Origin of the sequence: Amorphus orientalis, assembly GCF_030814015.1 — a bacterium.
Classification (GTDB): Bacteria; Pseudomonadota; Alphaproteobacteria; order Rhizobiales; family Amorphaceae; genus Amorphus; species Amorphus orientalis.
In genome coordinates this window covers 668,353-688,200 of record NZ_JAUSUL010000001.1, presented here as the reverse complement: position 1 = coordinate 688,200, position 19,848 = coordinate 668,353, and the positions used below count along the sequence as shown (strand labels likewise).

The 19,848-nt window shown below is 67.9% G+C and carries 16 protein-coding genes; 11 read left to right on the top strand and 5 right to left on the bottom strand.

The annotated features are described in order from the left end of the window. The first annotated feature begins 26 nt into the window (after positions 1 to 26). From bufB to J2S73_RS03055, 4 genes are all read left to right on the top strand, one after another. Entirely contained in the window at positions 27 to 917 is an 891-nt protein-coding gene (gene bufB, locus J2S73_RS03070) for an MNIO family bufferin maturase (RefSeq protein WP_306883946.1), read from the top strand. After that, on the top strand, positions 907 to 1,683 hold the full coding sequence (locus J2S73_RS03065) for an HvfC/BufC N-terminal domain-containing protein (RefSeq protein ID WP_306883945.1): 777 nt from the start codon (positions 907 to 909) through the stop codon (positions 1,681 to 1,683). Before bufB ends, J2S73_RS03065 begins: the two co-directional genes overlap by 11 nt. Before the next feature lie 136 nt (positions 1,684 to 1,819). Then, positions 1,820 to 2,377: a DoxX family protein gene (locus J2S73_RS03060; protein ID WP_306883944.1), complete on the top strand. Its 558-nt coding sequence runs from the start codon at positions 1,820 to 1,822 to the stop codon at positions 2,375 to 2,377. Between the two features lie 75 nt (positions 2,378 to 2,452). Next, entirely contained in the window at positions 2,453 to 3,526 is a 1,074-nt protein-coding gene (locus tag J2S73_RS03055; RefSeq protein WP_306883943.1) for a threonine aldolase family protein, read from the top strand. Between the two features lie 164 nt (positions 3,527 to 3,690). Here J2S73_RS03055 and infA read toward each other — a convergent pair whose 3' ends face one another. The 4 genes from infA to J2S73_RS03035 all read right to left on the bottom strand — a co-directional run bounded on the left by infA (position 3,691) and on the right by J2S73_RS03035 (position 7,622). Continuing rightward, entirely contained in the window at positions 3,691 to 3,960 is a 270-nt protein-coding gene (gene infA / locus J2S73_RS03050) for a translation initiation factor IF-1 (protein ID WP_306883942.1), read from the bottom strand. Next, complete coding sequence (locus tag J2S73_RS03045) at positions 3,878 to 5,335, bottom strand: DEAD/DEAH box helicase (protein ID WP_306883941.1); 1,458 nt, start codon at positions 5,333 to 5,335, stop codon at positions 3,878 to 3,880. Before J2S73_RS03045 ends, infA begins: the two co-directional genes overlap by 83 nt. A gap of 331 nt (positions 5,336 to 5,666) precedes the next feature. Then, entirely contained in the window at positions 5,667 to 6,584 is a 918-nt protein-coding gene (locus J2S73_RS03040) for an alpha/beta hydrolase (RefSeq protein ID WP_306883940.1), read from the bottom strand. 114 nt (positions 6,585 to 6,698) lie between these two features. Next, on the bottom strand, positions 6,699 to 7,622 hold the full coding sequence (locus J2S73_RS03035; protein ID WP_306883939.1) for an EamA family transporter: 924 nt from the start codon (positions 7,620 to 7,622) through the stop codon (positions 6,699 to 6,701). 98 nt (positions 7,623 to 7,720) lie between these two features. On the opposite strand from J2S73_RS03035, the gene J2S73_RS03030 reads away from it, so the two are divergent. Continuing rightward, positions 7,721 to 8,233: a MarR family winged helix-turn-helix transcriptional regulator gene (locus J2S73_RS03030; protein ID WP_306883938.1), complete on the top strand. Its 513-nt coding sequence runs from the start codon at positions 7,721 to 7,723 to the stop codon at positions 8,231 to 8,233. 52 nt (positions 8,234 to 8,285) lie between these two features. Here the strand turns inward: J2S73_RS03030 and J2S73_RS03025 are convergent, their stop codons facing one another. Further along, positions 8,286 to 9,176: a LysR family transcriptional regulator gene (locus J2S73_RS03025; RefSeq protein WP_306883937.1), complete on the bottom strand. Its 891-nt coding sequence runs from the start codon at positions 9,174 to 9,176 to the stop codon at positions 8,286 to 8,288. Positions 9,177 to 9,358: 182 nt separating this feature from the next. Here J2S73_RS03025 and ilvD point away from each other — a divergent pair, with 182 nt between their 5' ends. The 6 genes from ilvD to J2S73_RS02995 all read left to right on the top strand — a co-directional run bounded on the left by ilvD (position 9,359) and on the right by J2S73_RS02995 (position 19,828). Continuing rightward, positions 9,359 to 11,032: a dihydroxy-acid dehydratase gene (ilvD, locus tag J2S73_RS03020; RefSeq protein ID WP_306883936.1), complete on the top strand. Its 1,674-nt coding sequence runs from the start codon at positions 9,359 to 9,361 to the stop codon at positions 11,030 to 11,032. Between the two features lie 444 nt (positions 11,033 to 11,476). Then, positions 11,477 to 15,064, top strand: a complete 3,588-nt coding sequence (locus J2S73_RS03015; protein WP_306883935.1) for an autotransporter outer membrane beta-barrel domain-containing protein — start codon at positions 11,477 to 11,479, stop codon at positions 15,062 to 15,064. Positions 15,065 to 15,469: 405 nt separating this feature from the next. Further along, entirely contained in the window at positions 15,470 to 16,411 is a 942-nt protein-coding gene (locus tag J2S73_RS03010) for a quinone oxidoreductase family protein (protein ID WP_306883934.1), read from the top strand. A gap of 89 nt (positions 16,412 to 16,500) precedes the next feature. Next, positions 16,501 to 17,079, top strand: a complete 579-nt coding sequence (locus J2S73_RS03005; RefSeq protein WP_306883933.1) for a TetR/AcrR family transcriptional regulator — start codon at positions 16,501 to 16,503, stop codon at positions 17,077 to 17,079. 372 nt (positions 17,080 to 17,451) lie between these two features. After that, positions 17,452 to 18,555, top strand: coding sequence for a family 8 glycosyl hydrolase (locus J2S73_RS03000; protein ID WP_306883932.1), 1,104 nt, complete (start codon positions 17,452 to 17,454; stop codon positions 18,553 to 18,555). A gap of 91 nt (positions 18,556 to 18,646) precedes the next feature. After that, positions 18,647 to 19,828: an ABC transporter substrate-binding protein gene (locus tag J2S73_RS02995; RefSeq protein WP_306883931.1), complete on the top strand. Its 1,182-nt coding sequence runs from the start codon at positions 18,647 to 18,649 to the stop codon at positions 19,826 to 19,828. The last annotated feature ends 20 nt before the right edge of the window (positions 19,829 to 19,848 follow it).

The window sequence follows — 19,848 nt, the reverse complement described above, 5'->3', positions numbered from 1 at the left end:
CCGGCGCCGAGGGAGCGCAAACGGCGATGGCACCGCCCCGTCCCGACCGTGTGGACAACCCGGTCCCGGCCCGCGCCGGGGTCGGGTTCAAGCGCGATCACGCGGGCGAAATCCTGTCGGACATGCCGGACATCGGCTTCTTCGAGGTCCACGCCGAGAATTATATGGGCGATGGCGGGCCGCCCCATCGCCACCTGGAAGCGATCCGCCGGCACTACCCGCTCTCCGTCCACGGTGTCGGCATGTCGATCGGCGGCTCGGGGCCGCTGGACGCGGCGCATCTGTACCGGCTGGCCCGGGTGGTGGAGCGCTACGAGCCCGGGCTCGTCTCCGAACATCTGGCGTGGTCGACCCATGACGGCACCTATGTGCCGGACCTTCTGCCCCTCCCCTACACCGAGACGACGCTGGCGCGGGTCGCCGCCCACATCGACCAGGTCCAGTCGCGGCTCAAACGATCCATCCTTCTGGAAAACCCGTCGACCTACGTCGCCTTCACGGAGACGACGCTTTCGGAAACGGACTTTCTGCGGGAGCTCGCCCGGCGCACCGGCTGCGGCCTGCTTCTGGACGTGAACAATGTCCACGTGGCCTGCACCAACGGCGCGGCCGACGCGGACGCCTATCTGCGCGCGTTTCCGCTGGATCTCGTGGGCGAGATCCACCTCGCCGGTCATGCCGACGACACCGACGCCCACGGCCGACCGCTTCTGATCGACACCCACGACCGGGAAGTCTGCGACCGGGTCTGGGAGCTCTACGATCTGACGCTCGCCCTTGCAGGGCGACCGATCCCGACCCTGATCGAGTGGGACGGCGACCTGCCGGATTGGGCGACGCTCGCCGCCGAAGCAGCGGACGCCGACGCCCGGCTGGCCACGGCCGGCACACCGCGGGAGATCCGCCGTGCCGTCTGAGCCGGACGCCAGCCGTGCCTTCTTCACTGCCGTCACCGCGCCCGAGCCGAACATCCCCGAGGGCGTGGTCGGTCCCGACGGCCAACCCGACGGCAAACGGTTCGGCGTTTATCGCAACACCGTCGCCTCCACCCTCACCGAAGCGCTGTCGGCCACTTTTCCCGCCGTGGTCCGCCTGGTGGGCGAGGAATTCTTCGCCGCCGCCGCCCGTGCTTTCGCCTCGGAGGAAAAGCCCGCATCGCCGCTTCTCTTCCGTTACGGAGCAGGTTTCCCCGATTTCCTGGCGCGGCTGCCGTCGCTCGCGCCCTACCCTTACATCCCCGACGTCGCGCGCCTCGACTGGGCCTGGCTCCAGGCCTACCACGCCGCCGATGAAGCGCCGCTCGACCCGTCGGCCCTTGCCGGCATTGCGCCCGACCGGCTGGACCATCTCCGCCTTGCGCTCCACCCGGCCGCCCACCTGATCGTCTCGCCCTTTCCCGCCGTGACCATCTGGGAGGCCAACCGGTCCGACGGGCCTGCGCCCGAGCGCCTGCCCGATGGCGGAGAGGACGCCCTGGTGACGCGGCCGGATCTCGACGTGGAAGTCCGCAGGCTGCCCCCGGGCGCGGCAACGCTGCTGTCGGCCCTCGACCGGGGCCTGCCGCTGGGCCCTGCCGCGACGGCGGCGGTGCAAGAGGCGCCGGACTTCGACCTGGCGGCCTCCCTGTCGGTGCTTCTCGGCGCCGGCGCGCTCGCGGCGCTGCGTCCGTCGGAGGCCCCATGACCGGCCGGACCCGTGACACTTCCGATTTCGCCGCCGCCGTGCCATGGTCGCCGCGCCTTCGGCCCTGCCCGAAGGTTTCGGGCCCATTTTCATCCGCCCGCTCCCGCCGATTTCAGATCAACCGAAGGTAACGACCATGGGCTCTCTTACCCGCGCATATGAAGCCGTGTTTCACGGTCTCGACCGAATTCTCGGCGGCTGGTTTCTGGGACTGGCGGCGCGGTTTGTGTTCGCCGCTGTTCTGTTTCTCTACTTCATCAATTCGGCCTTCACGAAGGTGGGTGACGGCCTGTTCGGCTTCTTCCACGTGTCGGTCGGCGCCTACGCGCAGATCCTGCCGAAGATGATGGAGGCGGTGAGCTACAACACGGCCGAGATCGCCTTCTTTCCCTACAAGCTCATCGTCTATGTCGGCACCTACATGGAGTTCATCCTGCCGATCCTGATCGTGCTGGGCCTGTTCACCCGGCTGGCGGCCCTCGGCATGATCGGGTTCATCGTGATCATGACCTACACCGACATCTACGGCCACGACGTGGGGGCGGACACGATCGGCAGCCTGTTCAACGACAATCCGAGCTCGCTGATCGCCGATCAGCGGACGCTGTGGGTGTTCGTGATGCTGGTTCTGGTGCTCAAGGGGCCGGGCTTCATCTCCCTCGACTATCTGTTCGGCCGCTGGTCGCGCAGATAGGCTCCGGGCGTCGATGTTCCGATCCGCCCACGGGCCGGTCGGGTCCGGGCGGATGAGTGAAACGAGGCCAGCGAAATGAACTTTGCCAGCGACAACTGGGCCGGCGTCAGCCCGAAAGTGGCCGAGGCGCTCTCCGAGGCGGCGGCGGGTCAGGCGCCGGCCTATGGCGGCGACGACTGGACCGGGCGGGCAACGGCTGCGATCTCGGAGACCTTCGGGCGCGACGTCGAGGCCTTCTTCGTCGCCACCGGCACGGCCGCCAATGCCCTCTCGCTCGCCGCCGTGTCGGGACCCGGCGCGATCGGCTTCTGTCACTCCGATGCGCACATCGCCATCGACGAGGGCGGCGCGCCGGCCTTCCTCGGGCGCGGACTGACCCTCACGCACATAACCGGTCCCGAGGGCAAGATCACCCCGGACGGTCTTCGGGACGCCCTCTCCCACTACCCCGACGCCGCGGCCTGGCAGCGGGGTCGCCCCAGCGTGGTGAGCCTCGCCCAGACCACCGAAGCCGGCACCGTCTATACCCCGGACGAAGTGGCCGCGATCGCCGACATCGCCCGCGACCGGAGCATGGCCGTGCACATGGACGGGGCGCGGTTCGCCAATGCCGTCAGCCATCTCGGCTGCGCACCCGCCGACATCACCTGGAAGGCCGGGGTCGACCTGCTGTCGTTCGGCCTCACCAAGAACGGCGCGTGGTGCGCGGAGGCGATCGTCGTCTTCGATGCGGCAAAGGCGCCGCACGTCGCCGCCCACCGCAAGCAGGCCGGCCACCTCTTTTCCAAGAGCCGGTTCGTGGCCGCCCAGATGCTCGCGATGCTGGAAGGCGGCCACTGGCTCGAGCTCGCCGGCAAGGCCAATGCCGCCGCTTCCCGGCTTGCGGCCGGCATCGAGGCGTCGTCCAGGGCCCGGCTGGCCTGGCCCTGCCAGTCGAACGAGGTCTTCGCCCACGTCGAGACCGCGATGCTGGAGCGGCTGCAGGCCGCCGGCGCGCATCTCTATCCCTGGTCGGTTCGCGGCGCGCCGGACGAGGAGGCCTCCGCAGCCCATGAAACCCGCACCCGCATGATCGCGAATTTCGCCACCACCGATGCGGAGATCGACGCGTTCCTGACGGCGCTGGGGCAGAACGACAGCAGCCGATAGGCTCAAGACGGCGGCACGGGCGCCATGACGAAGCTCAGCCCGCCGTAAGCCGCCTTCGACGCGGCCTCCCGATCTGCCGACGATCGACGGCCTTCGCCCGAAACGCAAAAGGCGCCCCGATCGCTCGGGACGCCTTTTTCATTCGGATAGTCCGCGCAGCCCGATCAGTGCCGGCGGAAGGTCCGGCGCTGGCCGCCGGACGGTCCGGGACCCTCGGTCTTGTGGCGGAAGGTGATGCGGCCCTTTTCCAGATCGTAGGGCGTCATCTCCACCGTCACCCGGTCGCCGGCGAGCGTGCGGATGCGGTGCTTCTTCATGCGCCCGGCCGAGTAGGCCAGGATCTGGTGGTCGTTATCCAGCCGCACGCGAAAGTTTCCGTCCGGAAGCACCTCCGTTACGACGCCCTCGAACTCGATCAGATCTTCCTTGGCCATGTTCTTTCCTTTCGGCGTTGGGAGAAGCGGGCGCGGCGGAGCCGCCGGGGCGGGCGCGCGCCGGACGCTTCGGCTTCGAAAAATGGGTGTCGCCGGCGCCAGAGCCGCCGGCGGTGTCATTGGAGCGGGCCTGCTGGCCGTTGTTGCCCTGACCATTCGGACGCGGCCCCTTCCTGCGGGGCGGACGCTTCTTATTGCGGCCGGGCTGAGCCTGCTCGCCGTCGTCGAAGCGACCCGTCGCCTCCAGGCCTTCGGGGGCCGCGATCACCGGGACCTTCTGCTTGATCAGGCGTTCCACGCCGCGCAGCAGATTGGCTTCGTCCGGCGCGCACAGCGTGATCGCATTGCCGTCCGCGCCGTTGCGGGCCGTGCGGCCGATGCGGTGCACGTAGGTCTCCGCCACATGGGGCAGGTCGTAGTTGATCACGTGGCTGACCGACGCGACGTCGATGCCGCGGGCGGCGATGTCGGTCGCGACCAGGGCGTTGATCTTGCCGCCGCGGAAGGACGAGAGCGTCCGCTCGCGCTGGCCCTGGGACTTGTTGCCGTGGATCGCCTCGGCCGGCACGCCGGAGCGGGAGAGATTCTTCACGACCTTGTCCGCGCCGTGCTTGGTGCGGGTGAAGACCAGCGCCTGACGGACGCCGCGGTTGGCGAGCACGTGCACCAGGGCGTCGGTCTTCTTCGCCGTATCGACGAACATGACCTCCTGGTCGACCCGGTCGGCGGTCTTCGCCACCGGCGTCACCGCGACTTCCACCGGATCGCTCAGGATCGACCCGGCAAGCTCGGCAATGGCCTTCGGCATGGTCGCGGAGAAGAACAGGTTCTGGCGCTGTTTCGGCAGCTTCGCGACGATCTGCCGGATGGCATGGATGAAGCCCATGTCCAGCATCTGGTCGGCTTCGTCGAGGACGAGGACCTCGACCTCGGCAATGCTGAGCGCGCGTTGTTCGACCAGGTCGAGCAGACGACCGGGCGTTGCAACGACCACGTCGGCGCCCTTCTCGACAGCCCGCTTCTGGCGGCCGATCGGCACGCCGCCGATGATCAGCGCCGTCTTCAGCGGCATGTGCTTGCCGTAGGCGCGGAAGCGCTCCTCGATCTGGCCGCAGAGTTCGCGCGTCGGCGACAGCACCAGCACGCGGCAGCTCTTGCCGCGAACGGCGGCCCGGGCGTTGTCGAGATGGTTCAGGATCGGCAGCGCGAAGGCCGCGGTCTTGCCGGTGCCGGTCTGGGCGATGCCCAGAAGGTCCCTGCCTTCCAGGACCGGCGGAATCGCCTGGGCCTGGATCGGCGTCGGCGTGTCGTGGCGCTCTTCGGAAAGCGCAGTGAGGATCGGCCGTGCGAGGCCGAGATCGGTAAACTGTGTCAATTTCATCTTTCGTGTAAGACACCTGCCGCGATCGATGGCATCGGCCGGGATCGGCCCGGCCCCGGAACATCCGCTCCAGCGTCGGCGCTTCGATCGCATCAGGAATCGACGCGGCGGATCCGTCATGGACCACAGCCGCGTTGCGCATGGGTCATGAGGACCCCGCGTGCCGGGCACTCATCGAATATCGGGAGAAAGCAGCTTCAGGGCGGGCGCCCCGTTCACGCGTGCTTGGATGCCTATATGGCGCGTGCAGCGCAAAAAAGCAATGGGGTAAGGCGTCCTGCCCTTTCCCGCACCCGGTGAGCGGCCGGACAGCGCGATCCCGGCGCTACCGCAAATCCGCGGGTGGCCCCTCTGGCTGGCCGATGAAGTCCGCAACGATCCGGACAAGGTCCGGGTCCAGCGGCAGCGACGGATCGGCGTACGTGGCGAACGGCTGGCCCGGGACGTCCCGCTTCAGGGTGTGGGTCATCTCCGGCAGGATCTCCAGAACCGCGTCCGGCATCGCCTCGGCCAGCAGCCGGGCGTCGTCGGTCGTGACCTGCATGTCGGCACCGCCCTGAACGATCAGGACCGGGCGGTCGACGCGGGCCGCCAGGTCCGCAGGATCGTAGGAGAAGAGGTCGATCATGAAGCGCTGCAGTCCGGGCCGGAACAGCGCCTGAAGTTCGGGGCTGATCGTTGCGGGATCGACGGTCTCGCCCGCTTCGAGGCGATCGATGATGCGGTCGATCTCGGCCAGGAACGGCCCGTTGGCGGGATAGCGGCGAACCTGTTCCCGCAACAGCTCACCGACCGGACGCCCGGGGGCAGCCAGCAGGATCAGGCCGCACGGCTCGACCTCCTGGGCGGCCGCGAGCGCCACCAGCCCGCCCTCGCTGTGGCCCGCGATCCAGACGCAGTCGGTGCCGACCCGCTCCGCCAGCGCATCGTGCCAGCGACGGACATCATCGGCATAGGCCGCGATGGTCACGTCTTCCGGGTCGGCGGTCGCCGCCTCGCTTCCGAAGAAGCCGCGCTTGTCGATCCTGAGCGAGGCGATGCCTTCCGACGCCAGCCCCTCGGCCAGGAGCTTGTAGGTATCGGTGGTGAGGCCCTGCGGGCTGTTGCCGTCGCGGTCGGTCGGACCTGAGCCCGGCACGATCAGGACGGCCGCCTCGGCATCGGGGACGGCGAGCAGCTCGCCCTCCAGCGGCCCGGCGGGACCGGCGATCGTGATCGGCTCAGCCGCCGCAGCAGAGGCCATGCAAAGGGTGCCCACAAGGAGACAAAATCGGATCGATCTATTCAACATTTCCCGGTTTTGCCGGGTGGGCCTCCATATGTCCAGCGGACCCGGTCCAGATCGTCGCGCCCCCTCCTAAAGACGGGCCCTTTCGGCGGCCACGGGCGGCATCGGGGCGACGGACGCATCGCCCGGTGCTGCCACTGCCGGCCGCGGGCGCGCCGCGCGCCCGCCGATCCACACGCAACCGAGCACGATGACCGCACCGAGCGCCTGCACCGGGGTGAACGCATTGCCGAGCACGGCCCAGTCGAGCAGCATCGCCGTCAGCGGGCTGAGAAAGCCGAAGCTGGTGACGGCGGCCGGTCCGAGCCGTTCGATCCCGCGAAACCAGAAGAAATAGGTGAGCGCCGCCCCGATCAGCCCGAGCCAGACGAATCCTGCCATGTTGAGCGTGCTCAGCTCCGGCAGCGGTGGCTCCACCGCGGCTGCCACCGGCAGCAGCAGCAAGCCTCCGGCAGTGAGCTGCCAGGCCACGAAGGTCAGCGCCGATACAGGCGGCTTCCATTTGCGCGTCAGGATCACGCCGCTGGCCATGGACACGGCGCCGCCGAGGGCGGCGAGAACGCCGATCGTATCGAGCGAGGCGGACGGCCCGAGGACCAGCAGCGCCACGCCGCCGATGCCGGCGGTCGCCGCCGCCAGTCCGGCGAGGGTGAGCCGCGTGCCCAGAACCATCCGGGCCAGGAGCAGCACCACGAGCGGCTGGACCGCCCCCAGCGTTGCCGCGACTCCGCCCGGCAGACGGTAGGCAGCCAGGAACAGCAGCGACCAGAAGACGGAGAAGTTGAGCGCGCCCAGGATCAGGAGCTTTCCGATCCACGTCCGGGGCGGCAGCGACCGGGTCGCGACCATGAGGATGAGCCCGGCCGGCAGCGCCCGCAGCACCGCCACGGTGAGCGGATAGTCCGGCGGGAGCATCTCCGTGGTGACGATGTAGCTGGTTCCCCAGATCGCCGGCGCGGACGCGGCCAGAAGGGCATCGAGTGATCTGGACATCGCCATTCCTTTTATCTTGACCTCAAGATATCTATCTTGATGTCGAAATAGTCGCCGCTTTGCTTGACGTCAAGATAAAATCGGGAAAAGGATCCGGCATGGATCACGTCGACCGAATTCTCGACCAGTGGGCAAAGGAACGCCCGGACCTCGACACCCGGGCCATGGGGCTGATCGGGCGGCTCAAGCGCCTGCACGAGCTCCTGTCGGTCGAGGTTGCCCGGGTCTACAATGCGCACGGCCTCTCGGCCGCGAGCTTCGACGTTCTCGCCACGCTGCGGCGCTCGGGTCCGCCCTATGCGCTCAGCCCGTCGGCCCTGGTCCAATGGACGATGGTCACCTCCGGCACCATGACGAACCGGCTGGACCGGCTGGAACAGTCGGGCCTGATCGAACGGCGTCCCAACCCGGCCGACGGGCGCGGCTCGGTGGTGGCGCTGACGGACGCCGGCTTCAAGCTGATCGACACGGTCGTCGGCGAGCACGCGGCCAACGAGACGCGCCTGATGGAGGAGCTGTCGCCGGGAACCGCCGAGCAGCTGAACGCCGCCCTGAAGGAATGGCTCGCCCGGCTGGGACCGGATGACGGGGCGGACGGCGATCCCGATTAGAAGACGCGCGCCGGTCGAGCCCGGTCCGGCGCACTGTGGCGGCGGAACGCGCCTACTCGCCGGCCATCTCCACCAGGTGCGCGACCGTCGGCAGCGGATCGCGGCGCCGCCAGACCAGGCCGGTCTCGATTTCCGGCGCCTCGCCGGCCAGCGGAAGATAGCGCACGCCGTCGCGCTGCAGTGCCATCAGCGAGCGCGGCACCAGCGCCAACCCCAGCCCGACCGCCACCAGGGCGATGATGGTCTGCATCTGGATCGCCTCCTGCACGATCGCCGGCTCGGCCCGGTTGAGCGCATAGAAGCTGGTGACGATGTCGTGGAAGGCGGGCGCGCTCTGGCGCGGAAACAGGATCAGCGGTTCGCCGAGTACCTCGCCGAAGACCAGCCGTCCGTCGGCGCAGTCAATCCGCCCGCTCTCCACCCAGTCTTGCGGCACGGCGGCGACCAGCGGTTCGCGCAGGAGCGGCCGGTAGGCGAGCCCCGCCTGCAGCCCGGTCTGCGGAATGATCAGCCCTGCATCGATCTCGCCGGCAAGAAGCGCTTCGATCTGGACGTCGCTGGTCGCCTCCCTGAGCGAGACGTCGACGGCGGGAAACGCGGCCTTGAACGAGCTGATCAGCTCCGGAAGGATCGAGTAGGCGGCGATGGAGACGAAGGCGAGCCGGAGCGAGCCGAGCTGCCCACGGGCGAGCCGACGCGCCGTCTCCGGCAGGCTCGCCGCACCCTCCAGAACCTGGCGCACATGGGGCAGCCATTCCGCCCCGACCGCCGTCAGCGCCACCGAGCGGCGCGTGCGGGCGAACAGCGCCACGCCCAGCTCCTCCTCCAGCGCCTGGATCGACTGGCTGAGCGGCGGCTGGGTCATGCCGAGGCGGTCCGCGGCGCGGCCGAAATGCAGTTCCTCGGCGACGGCCACGAACTGGGAGAGCTGGCGGAGATTCATCGGACTAATATGGCAAACGACCCAATAGCCATCCAATAATATATTTTACAGGAGGCTTGGAACGGGTCTAAGCGAAGACGATCACATGCGCTCAATCGGCGGGACAGGCACCGGCACGGACCGGATGACCTCCCGCCTCCGCATTCGAACACACCGCGCAGGCCACGGGGAAGGAACCGCCGATGCCCTACAACGATCGCTCCAAAAACGTCACCCAAGGCATCGAACGCTCGGCCAACCGGGCGATGTTCTATGCCCTCGGCTACGAGAAGCGCGACTTCGACAAGCCGATCGTCGGCATCGCCAACGGCCATTCCACCATCACGCCGTGCAACGCCGGCCTGCAGCGTCTCGCCGACGCCGCCAACCAGGCCCTGATCGACGCCGGCGCGCTGCCGCAGATGTTCGGCACGCCGACCATCTCCGACGGCATGTCGATGGGCACCGAGGGCATGAAATACTCCCTCATCTCGCGCGAGGTGATCGCCGACTGCATCGAGACCTGCGTCCAGGGCCAGTGGATGGATGGCGTCGTCGTCATCGGCGGCTGCGACAAGAACATGCCCGGCGGCATGATCGGCATGTGCCGGTCCAACGTCCCGGCGATTTACGTCTATGGCGGCACCATCAAGCCGGGCCACTGGAAGGGCAAGGATCTCTCCATCGTCTCCGCCTTCGAGGCGGTCGGCGCCTACCGGGCCGGCAAGATGAGCGAAGAGGACTTCGAAGGCATCGAGCAGAACGCCTGCCCGTCCACCGGATCCTGCGGCGGCATGTTCACCGCCAACACGATGAGCTCCTCCTTCGAGGCGCTCGGCATGTCGCTGCTCTACTCCTCCGACATGGCCAACCCGGACCAGGAGAAGGTGGACAGCGCCGCCGAGAGCGCCCGCGTCCTGGTCGAGGCCGTGAAGAAGGGCATCAAGACCCGCGACATCGTCACCCGGGAGTCCATCCAGAACGCCGTCGCCCTGATCATGGCGACCGGCGGCTCCACCAACGCCGTGCTGCACTATCTGGCCATCGCCGATGCGGCGGACGTGGAGTGGACCCTGGACGACTTCGAGCGCGTGCGCCGCACCGTGCCGGTTCTGTGCGACCTGAAGCCCTCGGGCCGGTTCATGGCGGTCGACCTGCACAAGGCCGGCGGCATTCCCCAGGTGCTCAAGATCCTGCTCAACGCCGGCCACCTCAACGGCGACTGCATGACCATCACCGGCAAGACGCTGGCGGAGGAGCTGGAGCACGTGCCGAACGAGCCGCGCGCCGACCAGGAAGTGATCCGCACCATCGACAACCCGATGTACGCCCAGGGCCATCTGGCGATCCTCAAGGGCAACCTCGCCGAGGACGGCGCGGTCGCCAAGATCACCGGCCTGAAGAAGCCGGTCATCACCGGTCCGGCCCGGGTGTTCGACGACGAGAAGTCGGCCATGGACGCGATCCTGAACGACAAGATCCAGGCCGGCGACGTGCTGGTGCTGCGCTATCTCGGCCCCAAGGGCGCGCCGGGCATGCCGGAGATGCTGGCGCCGACCTCGGCGATCATCGGCCGCGGGCTCGGCGACTCGGTCGGCTTCATCACCGACGGCCGCTTTTCCGGCGGCACCTGGGGCATGGTGGTCGGCCACGTGACGCCCGAGGCGTTCGAGGGCGGCACCATCGCGCTGGTTCAGGAAGGCGATTCCATCACCATCGACGCCCACCAGCAGCTTCTGCAGCTGAACGTCGACGCGGCGGAGATCGACAAGCGCCGGGCCGCCTGGAGGCAGCCGGAACCCCGCTACAAGAAGGGCATCCTCGCCAAGTTCGCCAAGCTCGCCAAGCCGGCCAGCGAGGGCGCGGCGACGAACTGAGCAAGCCCAGCAAAAGTGCTCTTGCGGTTTAGCGTCTGGGATTGCGAAACAAAAACAGAGGCTTTGGCGTGGGCGGTTTTCTTTATCGCTCACGCCGGCTCGCTGCGCTCGCGGCTGCGCGGGCGCGGCCCGCGAGCAACCCCGCGTCCGTTCGGGCGCGGACAGATTGCTCGTCCTAAAGATCGATCAACTTGCGTCCATTCGGTCAAAACCGAATGGCCGTTGATCTCGCCCGGCGCGCCGAACCAGACGTCGAACACGGGCGGCTCTCCGCCCGCAGAGCGGTCGCTCCGTATGCCGAAGCAGGATGTCCGCACCCTCTCCTGTGCTCTGGAAGCCTCACTCCGCCGTGACGGTGCGCGGATGACGAAAGTTTAATAGTCGCCTCAGCACCGAACGCTGATAAATCTTGCGCCTTCGGAAAATCGGGCTTTGGGGGCCGGATTGGGTCGCTTTCTGGCTTCTGCTACGCGCTGGCTGTCGACGGCTGCGGCGCTGGTGCTGATCTCGGGACATGGGGCGTTTGCGCAGTCGACCGGGGGCGTGCCCTGGGACAACCAGACCACCGCCGCCCAGATCCAGGCGGCCATCGATCAGGCGCTGGCCGCCAAACGCATTCCCGGCGCCGCGGTCTCCATCCGCCAGGGGGACGCGCGCTGGACTTCGAACTCCGGGCTGGCCGACGTCGCCAACCGCGTTCCACCGACGCCCGACACCTATTTCGCCTATCGCAGCGTCACCAAGTCCTTCGTCACCACGGTTGTCCGGCAGCTGGCGGTAGAGGGGCTGATCGGGCTCGACGACCCGGTCGGAAACTATGTCAGCGGCGTGCCCGCCGGCGACACGATCACGATCCGCCAGCTCGCCGAGATGCGCTCGGGCCTGTTCAACTACACCGCCTCCCGCAGCTTCGGTCAGGAGCTGGTGGCGGACCCGGGCCGGGCCTGGACCGGGCCGGAGCTGCTTTCCTTCGCCTTCGTCGAGCCGCTGCAGTTTACGCCCGGCACCTCCTACGAATATTCCAACACCAATACCGTGCTGCTCGGCGAGGTGATCCAGGCCGTCACCGGCAACGACTGGTCGGTGGAGGTCAACCGGCGGATCTCCAGCCAGCTCGGCCTGAGTTCGGTGATCAATCAGGGCGCGGGTGCGATGCCGACGCCGAACGCGGTCGGCTACCTGGACGACAACGACGGCACCGGACCGGAATCGCTCGCCGCCTTCAACGCCTCCGGGGCGGGGGCGTCCGGCGCGCTGGTCGGTGTGATCGGGGACCTGGAGCGCTGGGGCAAGGCGGTCGGCAGCGGCGAGCTGCTCACCCGACGCGACTATGTCGAGCGGCTGAAATCGTTCGGCTCCACCGCGCCGGATCCGAAGAGCCCGGAATATGACAGCTACGGCTTCGGCATGGGCGAGATCGCCGGCTTCATCGGCCACACCGGCAACGGCCTCGGCTTCGAGGCGCTGGTCATGTACGACCGGGCGAACGACCGCACGATCGCCATCCTGCTCAACGCCAGCAACCCCGGCGACGGCGATGCGCCGGCCGACCTGTTCCGCGAGCTCATCGGCATCCTCGGCTGGACCGGGCCGGCCAACCAGCGTCAGGTCGCGGCCGACGGCACCGTCCGGACGGTGGGGGCTGGCACGGTGTGGACCGGGCTGATCAGCGGGCCGTTCCTGACCCGTGCGGCGGTCTATGCCGACAACGGCGGCACGGCCACGGCGGACGGCCGGGTGACGCTCGCGCCGCTGCAGGACTACGTGCCCGCGATCTATGTCGGCAACGGCCGCGTGACCCTCGGCCGCGGCGGCGACATCACCGCGTCCCTCGGCGGCGACGGTGCGTTCCTCGGCACCACGGCGGGGACCGCCACGCTGGACCTGACCGACGTGACCATCCGGCTTTCGGGCGACGAGGTGAGCGGCGTCGGCGTCGATGCGCGCGACAACGCGGTCGCCGATCTGACCCGCGTCACGATCAGCGGCACGGCGCTCGCGGGCCTTCATGCCGGCGGCAAGGCGGCCGCGACGATCCGCGGGCGCGGCGTCGACATCACGCTCGCGCGGGGCGACGGCGTGTCGGTGGAGGCGAACGGAACGGTCGATCTGGTCGACAGCCGGATCCTGCTCGGCGGAACCGGCGTCGGCGTGCGCGTCGCGGGCGGCACCGGCGCGGCGCGGATGACCGGCACCAACCTCACGGTCGAGACCCTGGCGCCGGGCAGCTTCGGCGTGCTCGCCTCCGGAACCGGCGCGACCGTCGACCTCACCGGCGGCTCGGTGGTGACGTACGGCGCAGGCGCCCACGCGATCGGGCTCGGGCGAGGGGCGCGGGTCACGCTCACCGGCGTCACCGTCTCTGCCCTCGGCGCGGCGTCGGCGGCGGTCGCCTCGGTCGCGACAGGGAGCGGTTCGGCGAGCCGCGCCGTCTCGCTGACGCTTTCCGGCAGCACGCTGTCGGCGCTGAGCGGCACGGCGGTGGCGGCCCAGGGCACCGACCTGACGCTGACGGCATCCAACTCGCGGATCACCGGTGCGATCACCCGCTCCGCCGACGCGCGCCTCGACCTGACGCTCGATGCCGGCAGCACCTGGGTGCTTCCCGCCGCCGGGGCGGGCGTCGCCTCGCGCGTCGACGATCTGACGAATGCCGGCAGCACGATCGCGTTCTCAGCGCCCGCGGCCGCTGGCTTCCAGAGCCTCACCGTCGGCACCTACGCCGGCGTCGGCGGCACGCTGTCGATGAACGCGGCGCTTGCGCCCGGCGGCGGCGCCGACCGGTTCGTCGTCGACGGCGGGCTGGCGAGCGGGACCACCAGCGTCCTGGTCACCCCGGTCGGCGACGGCGGCCTCACCAGCGGCGACGGCATCCGGCTGATCGAGACGGCGAACGGCGGCCGGATCGCGCCGGGCGCGTTCACCCTCGGCGCGCGGGTCGCGAGCGGCGCGCTGGAGTACGGGCTCTATCAGGGCGGCACCTCGGGCGGGGACGACTGGTTCCTGCGGTCGACGCTGGGCGGCGACAGCGCGGCCGGCGCACTGCCGAACATCCGGCCGGAAGTGGCGCTTGACACCGCTTTGCCGGCGATCGCCACCCGGTACGGCCTCGCCATGCTCGGCAGCCGCGACGAGCGCGCCGCCGCCCGCGTGCCCGGCCAGGGGACCGAAGGCTGGGGCCGCATCTTCGGCGAGACCGGCAGCCAGGGCTCCGGCGGGGGCAGCGCGGCCGACCGGCTGGCCCGCTTCCGGAGCGACGGCCCGAGCTACGACGCCACCCTCGGCGGCTTCCAGGCCGGCTACGACCATCCCCTGTCGCGGCCCGGCGATGCCGTCCAGACCCTGCTCGGCTTCTATGTCGGCGCCGGCCAGGCGCGCGGCAGCGTCGATGCGGTCTATGGCGGCAAGGCGGGCACCGTCTCGCTCGACGCTTATTCGCTCGGCGCCTACTGGACCCATGCTGAGGCGAGCGGCCTCACCCTCGAGGCCGTGCTGCAGGGCACCTTCTACGCTGAGGCGCGGACGGACTCCGAACCGGGGGCGAGCCTGGCGACCGACGGGGTCGGCCTGATCGGCTCGCTGGAAGCCGGCTACCGGTTCGATCTCGGCCGGGGCTGGGCGATCGAGCCCCAGGCGCAGCTGGTCTATCAGGCGCTGTCCTTCGACGATGCGACCGACGGCTACGGCCGGATCGCCTTTGACGCGACCGACGACGTCTTCGGCCGCATCGGCGGACGGTTCAGCCGCGACTGGTCGCTGGAGACCGGCCAGGCGATGCGCGGCTGGGCGCGGGCGAGCCTGTGGCAGTCCTTCGCCGACGCCCCGGAGGTGACGGTCTCCGGGCTCGGCGGCAGCAACCCGATGACGTTCCAGTCGGGCCTGGAGGGGCTCAGGGTGGAGCTCGGCCTCGGCGCGGCGATGGCGGTCTCGGACCGGGTCAGCCTGTTCGCCTCCGCCGACTACGACGTGCGGGTGGACGACATGTCGGGCCACGCCTTCGGCGGCCGGATCGGCGCCACGCTGCGCTGGTAACGCCCCCTTCGGCGGCGGGCATCGCTGCCTGTCGCAAGGTCTGAAGTCCCGACCGGCCCGATCCCGCAACCCGCCAGAACGTGATCGGCGCCCATCCTTGCGGTCGGAATCGAAACGGCAATGGGCGGCCGATCGGCCTTTTTCGTCTGGCTGACAACGACTTACAAGACAAAAGCCGTCCGGTTTGGGCCGAAAGCGGGCTGGTTCCCTGTGGAGTCAGGCGGGGCAAATCTGCCGCCTCCGGCAATAAACGAATACGCCCGCTGCGGATCCCCCGCCTTTCGCTCATGCGTCAATTGCGGTTCCTCGTACGCCGTCGGTCCTGTGACGTCGGGCTGGTCCCGACCTTGTTCTTGATTAACATACTTGTTAGCTATACAAGCAAATTTAAAAAGGAGTCTCGTGATGCAAGCGATTGTGGTGAATGAATTTGGCTCTGCGGAGCAGCTGTCCCTTGCCAACCTCCCGGACCGGCGGCCTGGGGACGGCGAGGTCGTCATCGATGTGGAGGCGGCAGGGGTAGGGCTCGTGGATGTCCTACAACGGCAGGGATTGTTGGGAGTTTCAGCTCCCGGATACATTCCGGGGCTGGAGGTAGCTGGCCGTGTCGCATCTGTTGGTGCGGGCGCCGACGAACGCCTGGTCGGCAAACTGGTTTTCGCTCAGGGCCAAGGCGGCTATGCCCAGCAGTTCGTCGCCAGTTCCAGCCGGTTGGTCGTACTGCCGGAAGGGGTATCTGCCGAGGCAGCTGTGGCCTTGGGCACAAACGCGCTTGTGGCGCACTTCAGCATCAGACAGGCGAGGCTTCGCCCCGGCGAATCCATTTTGGTTCGGGGTGCCAGTGGCGGTATCGGCGCAATGGCCGCACAAATGGCCGCCGAAGCGGGAGCGGTGGTAACAGCCGTTACCAATGCGGATGCATCAGAGGGTGTCGCTGCGCTGGGCGTCCGGCACGTGTTGCGACGCGGCACCGATCCTGAGCCGGAGGGCCCTTTCGATGTCATCGTTGATCCCGTGGCTGGCGAAGCTGTCCCTTCGCTCATTCGGACGCTAGCGCCCAACGGGCGCTATGTCATAAACGGCGCTGCCGCCGGATTCCCGCCTGCAGACATCGGCGGCGCCCTGCTGCAGGGATTCTCAAGATCGCCTACATATTCTTTCCTCAGTCTCGATTCTGTCCCTCAAGACGACGTGCTATCCGCGGCAACCGAAATTTTTGCGAAGTCGGCTGGCGGAGAGATCCGGCCCCTTGTTGCAGAAGTACTACCGCTTCATGAGGCGGTTCGTGCACACAAGATACTCGAGTCCGGGAGAAAATTCGGCAAGGTTGTACTCAGGCCGTCTTGACGGGAAAACGGGTAACGGTGAGGTCCAACTCAATGAGTAGCCGGACGCGCAGGACACAGGAGGAGCGTCGTGACGAATCGGAGCAACGCATGCTCGCTGCCGGAGTGCGTCTGGTTGCTCAGTATGGCCCGGAAAAGCTGACCCTAACGGAAGTTGGCAAGAGCGCCGGTTACAGCCGCGGACTGCCGGCCCATCATTTCGGGTCGCGGGAACAGTATCTCAAGGCGCTGGCTTCCCACGTGGCGATCGAGTTCGATCGAACGCTTTCGGCTGCAAGCCGTGTATCGGGGCTGGTCGCGGTTCTCGATATCACACGCGCGGTGTTGGCGCAGTTGGAAGCAGACCCGACGCGCGGCCTCGCCTCCCAGATCGTACTGGCTGATGGGCGGCGCGAGCGTGCTCTGTCAGAAGACATTGCGGAGTTGCGCGACGAGACGCTTGAACTCCTGACACGGCACATCGAGGATGGCATTCAGGCAGGTGAAATCCGACGAGACGTCGCACCGGAACATGCGAGTCTGCTGATCGCCGCTGGAATCTGCGGGATCATAGACAGCTGGCAGGCTGACCCTCAGTTCGATATCGCAAAAGCCGGCGTTCAGTTGGTCGATATGATAGAGCATGCACTCAAGGCGCCGGACCATCGGGGTGAGACGACACCGACCTGAAGGGTTGGCTCGATGAGGTAGGTGATTACCCACACCTTGCAGCAAAGCTGACCAATTCCCGCCGCTCTGTCGGAATTGGTTTGTTCGATTTGCGGGCAGGTGCCCGCCACCTTTGCCATTGCTCGTCCGTCCGCAAGCTCAGCTGCAGGCCCTCCGCCACGTCTGTCGAGCCACACGACCATCGGCCCAGCGCATTTCTTCGGCACGCCGCCGGCGACGGCGCGATCGGAATCCCTTGGAATTCAGGGTGTGAAGAACTTACGGCCTGGACTTCCGCTTCAATCTTTGCGGGAACAGGCGCCCGCCCCCTTTCCTTCCTGATCTCCGGCCCCATTTCCAAACCATACACCGGCGGCCATCAGGGCCTGGAAGATGCGCCATCTATCGCTGATCGTTCTGGTTGTCCTCTCTTTCGCCGGGCCATTGCGGGCCTCGGATGGCGCGCCGGCGTTCCGGCCCTATCTGGGCCAGCTCGACGCCCAGACCCAGGAATGGTTCGAGGCCGCGTTCCTGGTCTACCGGGAATCCTTCATCAAGGACGACGGCCGGGTCTACGACCCCCAGAACAACGGCATCACCCATTCCGAAAGCCAGGGCTACGGGATGATGCTCGCGCTCCTGGGCGATGACCGGCCCACCTTCGACCGGATCTGGAATTTCGCGAAGACGCGCATGCGGCGGCCCGACGGCCTCTTTTCCTGGAAGTACGAGCCCGGCCGCGGCATCACCGACCGCAACAACGCCACCGACGGCGAGCTGTTCATGGGCACGGCGCTGGCGCTGGCGGCGATCCGGTGGAACGACCCGATCTATGCGCGCGACGCCGAAATCATCGCCGACACGGTCGGCCGGAAGCTGATTCTGAACTATGGCGGCTACACGCTGCTCCTGCCCGGCGAGTGGGCCCGGCCGACCCGGCACAACCCGGTCGCCATCGTCAACATGAGCTATTTCATCCCGATCACGCTGCAGATGTTCGAGGGCCTGGCGCCGCAGCACCCCTGGGAGACCGTCTATCACGACAGCCTGCGCATCCTGGACGACATGATCCATCCGCCGTCGGACTGGACGGCCATCAACAGTCATGGCGAGCCCAACCCGGCCCGGGGCTTCAAGCCCAAGTTCAGCTACGATGCCGTGCGCATTCCCATGTATCTTCTGCAGGCCGACATGACCCACCAGAAGACCTCCGACATCCTCAACACGGTCTGGGGCAACCCCCGCCACGGACCGGTGTTCGAATTCCGCGTCAGCGATTTCTCCAAGATCGACCGGTTCTGGGGCGGGTCCTACGAGCTGGCCCACGACCTGCTCTACTGCCGGCAGACGGGAACGCCGGCCGAGCCCGCGAACATCCGGATGAATTTCGACAACTATTTCGATGCGAGCCTTCATCTGATGATGATCGCCGCCCTGTTCGCCAACAATCCGGAGTGTTTTCCGGCAACCGAGTCCCAGGCGAGGCGGTCGCGATGAGGAAAGTCACGCATCTTGCCGGCACGGCGCGCACCCTGGCCGCAGCCGCCTTCTCGCAGCCGCCCTCGCCCCGGCTGCCTCGGCGGCGACGGTGACGCTCGCCTGTGGCGCCGTCGGTATCGAATACGAGGACTGCAAGACCTCGGCCGAACTCTGGGCGGAGCAGACCGGCAACACCGTGCTCACTTTTCCCATGCCGAACGACCCCGAGGCGCGTCTGGGCATCTACGAGGCCGTGATCCGCGACGGGACCGGCAAGATCGACGTGTTTCTGATCGACGTGGTCTGGCCGGGCCTGCTGGCCGACGCGCTGATGGATCTCACGCCTTATCTCGCCGACGAGGCGAACGCCCATTTCCCGTCCATCATCGCCAACAACACCGTCGGCGGGGAACTCAAGGCCATGCCGATGTTCATGGACACCGGGCTCCTCTATTTCCGCAGCGACCTGCTGTCGAAGTACGGGTTCGAGGTGCCGCAAAGCTGGGAAGACCTGGTTGAAACGGCCCGGGTCATCCAGTCCGGGGAGCGCGCGGCGGGCCGGTTGCAGGTGTCGGGCCTCGTCTTCCAGGGTCGCGACTACGAAGGCCTGACCTGCAGCGCGCTGGAATGGATCGCCGGCAGCGGCGGCGGTAGGATCGTGGGACCGGACGGAACGGTCACCATCGAGAACGACCGGGCAATCGCTGCCCTCGACCGCGCCGCCGGCTGGATCGGCGATATCGTTCCCGAAGCGGTGCTCGATTTCGACGAGGAAGAAGCCCGCTATACGTTCCAGGAGGGCAACGCGGTCTTCATGCGCAACTGGCCCTACGCCTGGACACTTCTCAATTCGCCCATGAGCGCGGTCGCCGGCAGTGTCGGGATCGCCCCCTTGCCCCACGAAGGGGACGGCGCCCCGGCCGCGGCCTTGGGCGGATGGCAGCTCGGCGTTTCCCGGGATTCCGCCAATCCGGAAGCCGCCGCCGACCTCGTGCGGTATCTCACGTCCGCCCGCCTGCAGAAGGACCGCGCCATCGAAGCGTCCTATGCACCGACCCGCCCCGCACTCTACGAGGACCCGGACCTTGTCGCGCGCGCGCCGTTCCTTGCCGCGCTGCAGGGCGTGCAACCCGTCGCCCGTCCCTCCACCGTGACGGGACGCTCCTATGACAAGGTGTCGGAAATCTTCCGCGCCGGCGTCCACGACGTCCTGGCCGGCGAAACGAACGCGGCAAGCGCAGCGGCTAAGATGCGGACCGAGCTCGAAGCGATCCGCGGCGACGGCTGGTAGCAGGCCGGACCGCTTGCGCG